The following is a 12,147-nucleotide window of genomic DNA, read 5'->3' as shown; positions in this document are numbered from 1 at the left end:
GTGTCCCATCTGCCAGAACGCTTCACCCCCGCCTACGGCCTGGGCAATCCGCACTTACAAACCTTGTGGGGACCGCTATGGCGCAAAACCACACACCTGGACCGCGAGCGCGAACGCTTATGGCTCGAAGACGGCGACTTCCTTGACCTGGACTGGCATGGCCCCCACAGCGCGAATGTGCCACTGGTGCTGGTGCTGCACGGCCTGACCGGCTCATCGAATTCACCTTACGTGGCCGGTGTGCAGAAGGCGCTGGGCGCCCAGGGTTGGGCCAGCGTCGCGCTGAACTGGCGAGGCTGTTCCGGCGAACCCAATCTGTTGCCGCGCAGTTACCATTCCGGGGCCAGCGAAGACCTGGCCGAAACCATCAAGCACCTGCGAACCCAGCGCCCTCTCGCACCGCTGTATGCGGTCGGTTATTCCATGGGCGGCAATGTGTTGCTCAAGCACCTGGGCGAAACCGGCAGCAACAGCGGCGTACTTGGCGCGGTGGCGGTGTCGGTGCCGTTTCGGCTCGATCAGTGCGCCGATCGTATCAGCCAGGGTTTTTCCAAGTTCTATCAAGCGCATTTCATGCGGGAGATGGTCGCCTACATCAAGAACAAGCAGCGCAGGTTCCAGCATGAAGGGCATCAGGATGGCTTGGCGGCATTGGCGGCGCTGGGCTCGCTGGAGAACATGCGCACCTTCTGGGATTTCGATGGCCGGGTCACCGCGCCGCTGAATGGTTTCGCCGATGCCGCGGATTACTATCGCCGCGCTTCGAGTCGTTATTTCCTTGGGGAGATTCGCACACCGACCCTGATTATCCAGGCAGCCGATGACCCGTTTGTCTTTCCTCATAGCCTGCCGCATGCCGACGAATTGTCCGCCAGCACTCAATTCGAATTGCAGGCCAAGGGTGGGCATGTCGGCTTCGTCGAGGGCTCGTTCCGGCAACCGGGTTACTACCTGGAAAGGCGCATTCCCCAATGGCTCGCCACCACAGGGCGCAAGTAAACCATGGGGCTGGATCAGGGCGAGTCGATTCACTTCTGGCAAACGGCGCCGTTGGCCGGGGTCGAGCTGTTATCCGCACGCTACATCGAACACCGCTTCGCTCCCCATGTGCATGACGGCTATGTGATCGGCATGATCATGGCCGGCGCCCAGCGTTATCGCTATCGAGGTGCCGAGCATCTGGCGGGTAGCGGCACGCTGGTGCTGATCAATCCGGATGAACTGCACACCGGCCACAAGGGTACGGAAGACGGTTGGTTATACCGGGCGTTTTATCCCGACAGCGGGCAGATTCTTTCACTGCTGGATGAGCTCGAACTGCCGACTGATACCTTGCCGGCGTTTGGCGCCACGTTGTATCGCGATCCGGATCTGGTGAAGGGATTCTGCCAACTGCATTGTTTGCTGGAGAGTCCGTCCACGGCGCTGCAGCAGCAAACGGCCTGGCGGGAAATGATGCTGTCGCTGTTGCAACGTCACGCAGCCGTCCCGACCGCCAGCAAACCTGGCAAGGAACACCGGGCGGTGACCCTGGCCAAGGAACTGCTGCAATCACGCTTGGCGGCGCCGCCCTCGCTGGAAGAACTGGCGGCGGCGGTGAACCTGTCGCCCTTCCACTTCGCCCGAGTGTTTCGCAGAGCCACCGGCATGCCGCCACACACCTGGTTGATGCAGCAGCGCATCGCTCGGGCACGGGCGTTGTTACAACGCGGCTGCCTGCCGCTGGAAGTCGCGACGCAACTGGGTTTTGCCGACCAGAGCCATCTGAGTCGGCAATTCAAACAGGTTTACGGCGTGGGACCGGGGGCGTATCGCAGCGCGCGGCAGCTGCCTGGTTATGATGGATGACGAAAATCCAAATGTGGGAGCGGGCTTGCTCGCGAAGGCAGTGGGTCAGTCAACATTAATGTCGTCTGTTACACCGCCTTCGCGAGCAAGCCCGCTCCCACAATGGATTGGGGATTATTCGCCCTTGGCGACGCCTCGCGCAGGATCGTTGATCCACTCGCTCCACGACCCGGCATACAACGCTCCCAACGGATAACCCGCCAGGCACAGGGCGAACAGGTTGTGGCAGGCGGTCACGCCGGAACCGCAATACGCGACCAGCTCTGTCGGTGAACGATCACCGAGCTTCGCGGCAAACCGCTGCTTGAGCTGTTCGGCCGGCAGGAACCGCCCGTCGCTGCCCAGGTTATCGGTGAACGCGGCACATTGTGCGCCGGGGATGTGCCCGGCAATCGGATCGATCGGCTCTACTTCACCCTTGAAACGCGGCAAGCCGCGGGCGTCGAGCAAGGTCAACGCGGGCTGGCCGAGACGTTGCTGGAGCTGTTGGGCGCTGAGCACCAACGAAGCATCCGGCGTCCCGGTGAAGGTGCCACGGGCAATCGACGGCGGATCAAGACTCAGGGGCAATCCGGCGGCGTGCCAGGCTTTCAGCCCGCCATCGAGAATGAACACGCCATCGCGCTTGCCCAGCCACGCCAGCAACCACCAGGCCCGTGCCGCGTAGGCGCCGGGACCGTCATCGTACAAAACCACTTCGCTGTCGGCGTTGATGCCCCAGGTTTGCAAGCGTTCGATCAAGTCGGCGGGTTCAGGCAATGGATGACGCCCGGTAACCCCCTTGACCACTGCCCCGCTCAAATCACGCTCAAGATCGGCAAAGCTCGATCCGGCAATATGCCCTTCGGCGTAGCTGCGTTGCCCGTAATCAGGGTCTTCGAGGGCAAAACGACAATCCAGAATCACCAGCCCCGGCGTCTCCTTTTTCAGGTCCAACGCTTGCGGGCTGATCAGTTGCGCAATGGGCATAACGGGCTCCTGTGATTTTTCTGTCTCGAATCCTACTGCACTCTTTATCCCACTTCTTCCAGCGCCTGGGCCAGCGGCACATAAAACTCTTCGAACAGTGCATTCACCGCATCGCGAGATTGATCCGTGACAAAACCGGCCTCCAGCACCAGCACCTGATACACGCCTCGTTTGATGGCCTGTTCGCTCAGATGGTTGGAATTTTCCCGCGTAGTGCACAGAAAACGCACCCACGAGGTGAGAATGATCCAGGCATTGAGGGTCAGGGATTCGATCTGAACCTTGTCCATGCACAGAATGCCGGCCTCGACGAAACCCGCGTAGATGTGTGTGCCCTGGATCAGGCAGCGCTGGGAAAAACGCCGGTAACGGGCAGCCAGCTCAGGATCGCTATCGAGCAAATGCTCGAGGTCGCGATGCAGGAAGCGGTATTGCCACATGGCGGCGAGCAGTTCCTTGAGGTAGAAGCGCTTGTCTTCGACTGTCGCTGCGCGGCCCTGGGGCGGGCGCAGGAAGCTGTCCACCAGGTTTTCGTACTCACTGAACAACACGGCGATGATCGCCTGCTTGTTGGGGAAGTGGTAGTACAGGTTGCCCGGGGAAATTTCCATGTGGGCAGCAATGTGGTTGGTGCTGATACTGCGCTCGCCCTGTTGATTGAACAGCTCCAGGCTGTTCTGCACGATGCGCTCGCTGGTTTTGATCCGAGGGGCCATGGCTTGAGCTTTAATTCAGAGTGCGATGAGGGGCATCTTACGACCTATCCGCGCATGGATAAAACAAAGCTGTGCCAGAGTGCCATTTGACTTTCTAGAGCATAGACTCTAGAAAGTCCCTCATTACAATAAATCCGGAGCCGACCATGCCTGCAGACATTGCCTACCTGAAGAACCTGCAGCAGCCTCTGGACGAACTCCAAACCCTGTTCGATGCTCAACGCGCGGCGTATGCCGCCAACCCGATGCCACCCGCAGCTCAGCGCCAGCAATGGCTAAAGGCGTTGAAGGACCTACTGAGCAATGAGCGCCAGGCCCTGATCAATGCGATCAGCCAGGATTTCAGCCACCGCAGCGCCGATGAAACCCTGCTCGCCGAACTGATGCCCAGCCTGCACGGCATTCACTACGCCAGCCGGCACCTCAAAGACTGGATGAAAGCCTCGCGACGCAAAGTCGGCCTCGCCTTTCAACCAGCGTCGGCCAAAGTGGTTTATCAGCCGTTGGGCGTGGTCGGAGTGATCGTGCCGTGGAACTACCCGCTTTACCTGGCCATCGGGCCGCTGGTGGGTGCGTTATCGGCAGGCAACCGGGTGATGCTCAAACTCAGCGAATCGACCCCCGCCACCGGTTTGCTGCTCAAGGAATTGCTGGGTCGAATTTTTCCCCAGGACCTGGTCTGCGTGGTGCTGGGTGAGGCCGATATCGGTGTGGCGTTCTCGCGGCTGCGTTTTGATCATTTATTGTTCACCGGCGCCACCAGCGTCGGCAAACACGTGATGCGCGCGGCGGCCGAGAACCTGACGCCGGTGACCCTCGAACTGGGCGGCAAGTCCCCGGCCATCGTTTCCCGCGATGTGCCGCTCGAGGATGCCGCCGAACGCATCGCTTTCGGCAAGACCCTCAACGCCGGGCAAACCTGTGTCGCCCCGGACTACGTGCTGGTGCCGGAAGACCGCGTCGGCTCTTTCGTCGAAGCCTATCGCCAGGCGGTTCGCGGGTTTTATCCGACGCTGGCCGACAACCCGGACTACACCGCCATCATCAACGACCGGCAATTGGCGCGGCTCAATGGCTACCTCAGCGACGCCACCAGCAAGGGCGCGCTGCTGATTCCGCTGTTCGATCAGGGCCAGGGCCGGCGCATGAGCCATAGCCTGTTGCTCAATGTCAGCGACGACATGACAGTGATGCAGGACGAAATCTTCGGCCCGTTGCTGCCAATCGTGCCGTACAAGGATCTCGATGAAGCGTTTGCCTACATCAACCAACGCCCTCGCCCGCTGGCGCTGTATTACTTCGGCTACGACAAGCGCGAGCAAAACCGCGTCCTCCACGAAACCCATTCCGGCGGTGTTTGCCTCAATGACACCTTGCTGCACGTTGCTCAGGACGACATGCCGTTTGGCGGCATCGGTGCTTCGGGCATGGGCCACTACCACGGCCACGAGGGCTTCCTGACCTTCAGCAAGGCCAAAGGCGTGCTGATCAAACAGCGCTTCAATGCGGCGAAACTGATCTATCCGCCGTACGGTAAATCCATTCAGAAACTGATCCAGAAGCTGTTTATCCGCTAACGATCATCACCGCCGGGTAATAACAATAATGAGCCCAAGCCTGTCCGATACACCCGCGCTGTCACGGCGCGGCCTGCTTAAATTCAGCCTCGGCGCCAGCGCTTTTCTAGCCACGGCCGGATTAGGCGCGAGCCTCAGCGGCTGCTCGTCGAGCAACCCAGCCAGTGGGTTCGCGATTCTGCGCAGCGGCGACCTGCTGTTTCTGCGGGCAGTGATTCCGGTGATGCTCGACGGTGCCGTGACCATCGAAAAAATGCCGGCCGCCGTCGCCGAGACCTTGCACTGCCTGGATAACGGCCTGAATCACCTGTCGCCGGAAATGCTCAAACTGACCTGGCAATTGTTCGATGTATTGGGGATGGCCGTGACTCGCGGGCCACTGACCGGGATCTGGGGCAGCTGGGAAAACGCCAGCAGCGAACAGATCCGGCACTTTCTCGACCGTTGGGAAAACAGCTCGTTGAGCCTGCTGCGCATGGGCCACAGCTCGTTGCTGCAAATGGTGATGATGGCGTGGTACAGCCGGGCGGAGTCGTGGGCACATTGCGGGTATCCCGGGCCGCCCACGGTTTGAGACCGAGTCGACCCTATCGCGGGCAAGCCACGCTCCCACAGGGTTTGAGGTAGACCACCCCTTTGTGAACGACTCAAACCCTGTGGGAGCGGGCTTGCTCGCGAAGGCGTCAGCCGCCTCACCACAGAATCCAAAATAATAAGAGAACCCGAACATGCCCGTACCCGATCCGTTCCGCGAAGGCCTGGCCCGTGGCTGGAAAACCTACAACGGCGCCCGACTGACCCAGGACCTGACCCTCGAAGCGGACGTGGCAATCATCGGCAGCGGTGCCGGCGGCGGGACCACCGCCGAAACCCTCAGCACCGCCGGCTACAAGGTATTGCTGATCGAAGAAGGCCCGCTCAAGACCAGCAGCGACTTCAAGATGCTCGAAGACCAGGCCTACACCAGCCTCTATCAGGAAGGCATCGGGCGCATGAGCAAGGACGGCGCAATTACCATCCTCCAGGGGCGGGCGGTGGGCGGCACCACGCTGATCAACTGGACCTCAAGCTTTCGCACCCCGGACCCGACGCTGGAACACTGGGCCAAAGAGCACGACGTCAAAGGCCACACGCCGGCCGAGATGGCGCCCTGGTTCGAGAAAATGGAACAACGCCTGGGTGTCGCGCCATGGAGGGTGCCACCCAACGCCAACAACGACGTCATCCGCAAGGGCTGCGAAAAACTCGGCTACGCCTGGCATGTGATTCCGCGCAACGTGCGCGGCTGCTGGAACATCGGCTATTGCGGCATGGGTTGCCCGACCAATGCCAAGCAATCGATGCTGGTCACGACCATCCCGGCGACCCTGGAAAAAGGCGGCGAGCTGCTCTATCTGGCCCGGGCAGAAAAACTGTCGCTCAAAGACGGCAGGGTTACGGGGCTGCAATGTGTGGCGATGGATGAGCGTTGCGTTGCGCCCACCGGACGCACGATTACGGTCAAGGCGCGGCATTACGTACTGGCCGGCGGCGGGATCAACAGCCCGGCGCTGCTGTTGCGCTCAGAGGCGCCGGATCCACATGAGCGGCTGGGTAAACGGACATTCCTGCACCTGGTAAACATGTCCGCCGGGCTGTTTGATGAGGTGATCAACCCGTTCTACGGCGCGCCGCAATCGATCTATTCCGACCATTTCCAGTGGCAAGATGGCACCACTGGCAAGATGTCCTACAAACTTGAAGTTCCACCGCTGCATCCGGCGCTGGCCAGCACGTTACTCGGTGGTTTTGGCACGCAAAGCGCCCGGCATATGGAAAACCTGCCGCACACCCACGCCATGCTGGCGTTGCTGCGGGATGGTTTTCACCCGGACAGCCCTGGCGGCAGTGTTGAATTGCGCGGTGACGGCACACCGGTGCTCGACTATCAGGTTTCACCCTACGCCTGGGACGGGTTGCGCCGGGCTTTCCACAGCATGGCCGAGATCCAGTTCGCCGGTGGCGCCAACGCCGTGATGCCGATGCACGCCGACGCTCGTTACGTGAAAACCCTCGCTCAAGCGCGCACGCTGATTGATGATCTGAGCCTTGAGTTGTATCGGACTCGCCTGGGCAGTGCCCATGTGATGGGCGGTTGTGCCATGGGTGAAGACCCGAAAAATGCCGTGACCGATAGCCTCGGCCAACATCACCAACTCGCCAATCTGTCGATTCATGATGGCTCGCTTTTCCCCACCAGCATTGGGGCAAACCCCCAATTGTCGGTCTACGGACTGACGGCACAATTGGCGACTTCGCTGGCCGAACGTTTGAAAAACCCATGAAAACGCGGAATATTCCCATCGTCTATAGTGCTTTCTTACCCAACAGGCGACTTGGCCGACCGGGAAGGCTGCGATACCATCCGACTCCCCAACGGACTCCCGCCAGGACGACGCGATGAACCGAGTGTTGTACCCAGGTACCTTCGACCCTATTACCAAGGGCCATGGCGATCTGGTCGAACGCGCCTCGCGCCTGTTCGATCACGTGATCATCGCCGTCGCTGCCAGCCCGAAAAAAAACCCGCTGTTCCCCTTGGAACAACGTGTGGAGCTGGCCCGCGAGGTCACTAAACATCTGCCGAACGTTGAAGTCGTCGGTTTCTCGACGCTGCTCGCGCACTTCGCCAAAGAGAAGAACGCCAACGTATTCCTGCGTGGTTTGCGCGCGGTATCGGACTTCGAATACGAATTCCAGCTGGCCAACATGAACCGCCAACTGGCACCGGATGTGGAAAGCCTGTTTCTTACGCCGTCCGAGCGTTATTCGTTCATTTCCTCGACGCTGGTGCGCGAAATTGCAGCCTTGGGCGGCGATATCACCAAGTTCGTCCACCCGGCGGTGGCCGACGCCCTCACCCTACGCTTTAAAAAGTAGGAGCTGCCGAAGGCTGCGATCTTTTACGGCTACCGCAATCTTCGAACGCTGCACTTGATCGCGCCCGCGTGCACTGCGGGCGCCAATGCGGCACAATTGTGCGCATTGATTTATTGCGCCCGGGCCTGCTGCCCTGGCTGGAGTTAGCATGTCCCTGATCATCACCGACGATTGCATCAACTGCGACGTCTGCGAACCCGAGTGCCCGAACGCCGCCATTTCCCAGGGCGAAGAGATCTACGTGATCGACCCGAACCTGTGCACACAATGTGTCGGCCACTACGACGAACCGCAGTGCCAGCAGGTCTGCCCGGTGGATTGCATCCCGCTGGACGAGGCTCATCCGGAGACTGAAGAACAGTTGATGGAGAAGTACCGCAAGATTACCGGCAAGGCTTGAGCCAGACCGTTTTGTGTTGTCTTCCCGGGCCTCTTCGCGAGCAAGCCCGCTCCCACATTGAATCTGCGTCGTTCACAAATTTCATGTGGGAGCGGGCTTGCTCGCGAAGGCGTCATCAGCAACACCGAATACTTACTGCCTCACTCCCGCTGCTCAAACCCCTCCCCGATACACCCCAGGCACCGCACAAATGCGGCTTTCGCCGGATCGACCACCAACGCCTGTCCCGCATCGCCAATGCCGCCGCCCAGGGCGGTAAACGGCAACGACAGCACAAATGCCCCGGCACCGATAACCGTCGCCGCCACCAACAAAGGTCGAGCAATCAGCAAGTCGCCAAGCATGGCGTAGGCCGGTGGGTTCTGGATGGTGTAGCGCGGATCGCCGCTGCCGTTCTCAGCCGCCAGCGCGGACGCGCCGACGCTCAGCAGCAGCGCAACAACAAGGGTTCGAAACGGATTCATGGCACGGTCCTTCGGCTAGGCAGTGAGAACACTGACTATAGACCGTAGCCGGTATCAGCTCTGACAGCGCGGACAAAAGACGCTGGCGCGCTGCCCAAGCTTGACTTCCCGCAGCCCTGTGCCACAGACCTTGCAGTGTTCACCACCACGGCCGTACACGAACAGCTCCTGCTGGAAGTAACCCGGTTGACCGTCGCCGCCGATAAAGTCCCGCAATGTGGTGCCCCCGCGCTCGATGGCGAGGGCAAGGATGCGCTTGATCTCGATCGCCAGCTTCAAATAGCGTGCCCGGGAAATGCTCTTGGCTTCGCGCCGTGGGTCGATGCCGGCGGCAAACAACGCTTCGGTCGCGTAGATATTGCCGACGCCGACCACTACCGCGTTGTCCATGATGAACGGCTTGACCGCCATGGAACGCCCACGGGATTGCTGGAACAGACGTTCGCCGTCAAACAGATCGGTCAACGGCTCCGGCCCGAGGCGAATCAGCAGTTCATGGTTCAGCGGATCCAGGCTCCAGAGCATCGCGCCAAACCGTCGCGGGTCGGTGTAGCGCAGGGCCAGGCCCGATTCCAGTTCAATATCCACATGCTCATGCTTGGCCGCCGGCAGGCCGACTTCCACCAGCCGCAGATTCCCCGACATCCCCAAATGACTGATCAGCGTGCCGACTTCGGCGTTGATCAGCAGGTACTTGGCGCGCCGTTCCACCAGCACGATGCGCTGACCGGACAGCCGCACATCCAGGTCTTCGGGGATCGGCCAGCGCAGACGGCGCTCACGCACGATCACCCGGCTGACGCGCTGGCCCTCCAGGTGCGGTGCAATCCCGCGGCGGGTGGTTTCGACTTCCGGCAGTTCAGGCATGGGGCTCTCGAATCAGGCGAGGTTCGACACTCAACGCGTGGCGAGGTCGCGAATCTCTTGTTTCTGGGTTTCGAAATCGTATTCCGATAGGCCGATGTAATCGAGCACAAGAGGCCCGACACTGTTCCATTCGTGGTCTTCGGACTGGTTGCCCAGTACCCGGAAGGAGGCGCAAATGTGTTCGGCCATCTTCAGGATCGCCAGCAGATTTTTCAGCGGCGTATTGCGAGCCGATTCATCGCTGAAAATGGCCAGGGCGTTGTGATGGTTGGCAATGGCCTGGGTGACATGTTCCGGCAGGCGCCAGGACTTGGCGGTGTAATACCCGACCACGGCGTGGTTGGTGTTGTATTGCCTGTTTTCGGTATCCACCACCCGGCACTCGGCACTGGCATTGGCATAGGCCTGTTCCAGCACTTTCATGTAGTCGGGGAATTTCTTGATCATCAACGGGATGCCGCAATCGTGGAACAGACCCAGCGCATAGGCTTCATCACCGGCCTGGACACCGACACGCTTGGCCAGGGTCAGGCACGTCATCGCCACGTCCTGCGCCGTATCCCAGAAACGGTTGAGTGTAACGATGGCATCATCGTTCAGCTCGCCCTTGATCGACTGCGCATTGATCAGGTTGATGATCGAGCGGCTGCCCAACAGATTCACTGCCCGCTGGATCGCGGTGATCTTGTTACTCAAGCCGTAGTACGGCGAATTGACGATTTTCAGCAAGGCGCCGGAAAGGCCTGGGTCCTGGGAGATCAGCTTCGCGATCACTTCCAGGTCCGGGTCGGGCATGTACTGCTCCATCTGCAGATCCACCATGATCTGCGGCTGGGGCGGCACACTGATGCCTTGCAAGGATTGTTGAATCTGTTCGGTCGTCAACTCTTGGGACATAAGTACACACTCCGGGTCAGGCGGGGATTCTAACCCTTAAAAAGATGGATCCGACAGTCAGTCAAGCGCATTCATGTGGGAGCGGGCTTGCTCGCGAAAGCGGCGTGTCAGTCGACATTAATGCTGCCTGGCACCCCGCCTTCGCGAGCAAGCCCGCTCCCACAGGTTCACACTTTAACTGACAGGCCTCATCCGCGTTTCATCGACCACCAAACCCGTCACTCCCTCAACACGCTATACTCCCGCTCTTTTTTCCGGAGCGACGTCATGTCCCTGCCTAGCCTGCGCCTTAAAGCCAACGCCGACCGTCGCCTGCGAAACGGCCACCTGTGGGTCTACAGCAACGAAATCGATGTAGCCGCTACGCCTTTGCACGGTTTCAAGGCCGGCGACCAGGCGATCCTCGAAGCCGCCAGCGGCAAGCCGCTGGGCATCGTTGCCATGAGCCCGAACAACCTGATCTGCGCCCGCCTGCTGTCGCGTGACATCAAGTTGCCGCTGGACAAGTCGCTGCTGGTGCATCGCCTGAACGTTGCCCTGTCCCTGCGCGATCGCCTGTTCGACAAGCCGTTCTATCGCCTGGTCTACGGCGACTCCGACCTGCTGCCAGGCCTGGTGGTCGACCGTTTTGGCGACATCCTGGTCGTCCAGATCGCCTCGGCGACCATGGAAGCTCACAAAGACGACGTGATCGCGGCACTGACCCAAGTGCTCAAGCCAAGCGGCATTCTGTTCAAGAACGACTCCGCTGCCCGTGATGCCGAAGGCCTCAACCGCTACGTCGAAACCGTATTCGGCCTGGTACCGGAGTGGGTCGCGCTGGAAGAGAACGGCGTAAAATTCGAAGCGCCAGTCATCCAGGGACAGAAAACCGGCTGGTTCTACGACCACCGCATGAACCGTGCGCGTCTGGCCCCTTATGCCAAAGGCAAGCGCGTACTCGACCTGTACAGCTACATCGGCGGCTGGGGCGTTCAAGCGGCTGCCTTCGGCGCCAGTGAAGTGTTCTGCGTCGATGCTTCGGCCTTCGCCCTCGATGGCGTCGAGCGCAATGCCGCACTGAACGGCGTCGCCGAAAAAATGACCTGCATCGAAGGCGACGTGTTCGAAGCCCTGAAGGAACTGAAAGCCAGCGAAGAGCGTTTCGACGTCATCGTGGCCGACCCTCCTGCCTTCATCAAACGCAAGAAAGACATGAAAAACGGTGAAGGCGCCTACCGTCGCCTGAACGAGCAAGCCATGCGCCTGCTTAGCAAGGACGGCATCCTGGTCAGCGCTTCGTGCTCGATGCACCTGCCGGAAGACGATCTGCAGAACATCCTGCTGACCAGCGCCCGTCACCTGGACCGCAACATCCAGATGCTGGAACGCGGCGGTCAGGGCCCGGATCACCCGGTACACCCAGCGATTGCCGAGACTCGCTACATCAAGAGCATCACCTGCCGTCTGCTGCCAAACAGCTGAGTACGCTGGTTTGACGGGGAGCCAAC

13 protein-coding genes are annotated in these 12,147 nt (G+C 60.4%); 8 read left to right on the top strand and 5 right to left on the bottom strand.

The genetic code is table 11. From position 1 onward, the window contains the following. Entirely contained in the window at positions 1 to 999 is a 999-nt protein-coding gene (locus tag PMI36_RS25750; protein WP_008068083.1) for a hydrolase, read from the top strand. 3 nt (positions 1,000 to 1,002) lie between these two features. Next, positions 1,003 to 1,848 carry an AraC family transcriptional regulator gene (locus tag PMI36_RS25755; RefSeq protein ID WP_008068081.1) on the top strand — a complete coding sequence of 282 codons (846 nt, stop codon included), beginning with the start codon at positions 1,003 to 1,005 and terminating at the stop codon, positions 1,846 to 1,848. Positions 1,849 to 1,962: 114 nt separating this feature from the next. Here the strand turns inward: PMI36_RS25755 and PMI36_RS25760 are convergent, their stop codons facing one another. After that, complete coding sequence (locus PMI36_RS25760; RefSeq protein WP_008068080.1) at positions 1,963 to 2,817, bottom strand: sulfurtransferase; 855 nt, start codon at positions 2,815 to 2,817, stop codon at positions 1,963 to 1,965. A 44-nt stretch (positions 2,818 to 2,861) separates the two neighbouring features. Continuing rightward, positions 2,862 to 3,533 carry a TetR/AcrR family transcriptional regulator gene (locus PMI36_RS25765; protein WP_008068078.1) on the bottom strand — a complete coding sequence of 224 codons (672 nt, stop codon included), beginning with the start codon at positions 3,531 to 3,533 and terminating at the stop codon, positions 2,862 to 2,864. A 146-nt stretch (positions 3,534 to 3,679) separates the two neighbouring features. Between PMI36_RS25765 and PMI36_RS25770 the strand changes: the two genes are divergently transcribed. From PMI36_RS25770 to PMI36_RS25790, 5 genes are all read left to right on the top strand, one after another. Continuing rightward, positions 3,680 to 5,110, top strand: a complete 1,431-nt coding sequence (locus tag PMI36_RS25770; protein WP_008068076.1) for a coniferyl aldehyde dehydrogenase — start codon at positions 3,680 to 3,682, stop codon at positions 5,108 to 5,110. A 28-nt stretch (positions 5,111 to 5,138) separates the two neighbouring features. Continuing rightward, complete coding sequence (locus PMI36_RS25775; RefSeq protein WP_008068074.1) at positions 5,139 to 5,684, top strand: hypothetical protein; 546 nt, start codon at positions 5,139 to 5,141, stop codon at positions 5,682 to 5,684. Positions 5,685 to 5,838: 154 nt separating this feature from the next. After that, entirely contained in the window at positions 5,839 to 7,434 is a 1,596-nt protein-coding gene (locus tag PMI36_RS25780) for a GMC family oxidoreductase (protein ID WP_008068073.1), read from the top strand. A gap of 115 nt (positions 7,435 to 7,549) precedes the next feature. Continuing rightward, the gene (coaD, locus tag PMI36_RS25785; protein ID WP_007897855.1) at positions 7,550 to 8,029 is read left to right on the top strand and encodes a pantetheine-phosphate adenylyltransferase; all 480 of its coding nucleotides are present in this window, start codon (positions 7,550 to 7,552) and stop codon (positions 8,027 to 8,029) included. Between the two features lie 148 nt (positions 8,030 to 8,177). After that, positions 8,178 to 8,429, top strand: a complete 252-nt coding sequence (locus tag PMI36_RS25790) for a YfhL family 4Fe-4S dicluster ferredoxin (RefSeq protein ID WP_003195146.1) — start codon at positions 8,178 to 8,180, stop codon at positions 8,427 to 8,429. Between the two features lie 140 nt (positions 8,430 to 8,569). On the opposite strand, the gene PMI36_RS25795 is transcribed toward PMI36_RS25790, so the two are convergent. From PMI36_RS25795 to PMI36_RS25805, 3 genes are read right to left on the bottom strand one after another with little or no spacing between them, the layout of a single operon-like run. Beyond that, positions 8,570 to 8,893: a hypothetical protein gene (locus tag PMI36_RS25795; RefSeq protein WP_008068070.1), complete on the bottom strand. Its 324-nt coding sequence runs from the start codon at positions 8,891 to 8,893 to the stop codon at positions 8,570 to 8,572. Positions 8,894 to 8,947: 54 nt separating this feature from the next. Next, the gene (gene mutM, locus PMI36_RS25800) at positions 8,948 to 9,760 is read right to left on the bottom strand and encodes a bifunctional DNA-formamidopyrimidine glycosylase/DNA-(apurinic or apyrimidinic site) lyase (protein ID WP_008068069.1); all 813 of its coding nucleotides are present in this window, start codon (positions 9,758 to 9,760) and stop codon (positions 8,948 to 8,950) included. A gap of 30 nt (positions 9,761 to 9,790) precedes the next feature. Beyond that, on the bottom strand, positions 9,791 to 10,603 hold the full coding sequence (locus tag PMI36_RS25805; RefSeq protein WP_162130618.1) for an HDOD domain-containing protein: 813 nt from the start codon (positions 10,601 to 10,603) through the stop codon (positions 9,791 to 9,793). A 321-nt stretch (positions 10,604 to 10,924) separates the two neighbouring features. Between PMI36_RS25805 and PMI36_RS25810 the strand changes: the two genes are divergently transcribed. Further along, positions 10,925 to 12,121 carry a class I SAM-dependent rRNA methyltransferase gene (locus PMI36_RS25810; RefSeq protein WP_007897847.1) on the top strand — a complete coding sequence of 399 codons (1,197 nt, stop codon included), beginning with the start codon at positions 10,925 to 10,927 and terminating at the stop codon, positions 12,119 to 12,121. Positions 12,122 to 12,147: the final 26 nt, after the last annotated feature.

The sequence above is a fragment of the Pseudomonas sp. GM79 genome, assembly GCF_000282495.1.
Taxonomy (GTDB): Bacteria; Pseudomonadota; Gammaproteobacteria; order Pseudomonadales; family Pseudomonadaceae; genus Aquipseudomonas.
The sequence above is the reverse complement of the archived record's forward strand: the minus strand, read 5'-3'. Positions and strand labels throughout refer to the sequence as shown.

What these genes read in the sequence shown, in the direction of transcription:
- PMI36_RS25810 (WP_007897847.1), top strand. Translation starts at nt 10,925, where the DNA reads ATGTCCCTGCCTAGCCTGCGCCTTAAAGCCAACGCCGACCGTCGCCTG.
- PMI36_RS25755 (WP_008068081.1), top strand. Translation starts at nt 1,003, where the DNA reads ATGGGGCTGGATCAGGGCGAGTCGATTCACTTCTGGCAAACGGCGCCG.
- PMI36_RS25760 (WP_008068080.1), bottom strand. Translation starts at nt 2,817, where the DNA reads ATGCCCATTGCGCAACTGATCAGCCCGCAAGCGTTGGACCTGAAAAAG.
- PMI36_RS25765 (WP_008068078.1), bottom strand. Translation starts at nt 3,533, where the DNA reads ATGGCCCCTCGGATCAAAACCAGCGAGCGCATCGTGCAGAACAGCCTG.
- PMI36_RS25770 (WP_008068076.1), top strand. Translation starts at nt 3,680, where the DNA reads ATGCCTGCAGACATTGCCTACCTGAAGAACCTGCAGCAGCCTCTGGAC.
- PMI36_RS25775 (WP_008068074.1), top strand. Translation starts at nt 5,139, where the DNA reads ATGAGCCCAAGCCTGTCCGATACACCCGCGCTGTCACGGCGCGGCCTG.
- PMI36_RS25790 (WP_003195146.1), top strand. Translation starts at nt 8,178, where the DNA reads ATGTCCCTGATCATCACCGACGATTGCATCAACTGCGACGTCTGCGAA.
- PMI36_RS25795 (WP_008068070.1), bottom strand. Translation starts at nt 8,893, where the DNA reads ATGAATCCGTTTCGAACCCTTGTTGTTGCGCTGCTGCTGAGCGTCGGC.
- mutM (WP_008068069.1), bottom strand. Translation starts at nt 9,760, where the DNA reads ATGCCTGAACTGCCGGAAGTCGAAACCACCCGCCGCGGGATTGCACCG.
- coaD (WP_007897855.1), top strand. Translation starts at nt 7,550, where the DNA reads ATGAACCGAGTGTTGTACCCAGGTACCTTCGACCCTATTACCAAGGGC.
- PMI36_RS25780 (WP_008068073.1), top strand. Translation starts at nt 5,839, where the DNA reads ATGCCCGTACCCGATCCGTTCCGCGAAGGCCTGGCCCGTGGCTGGAAA.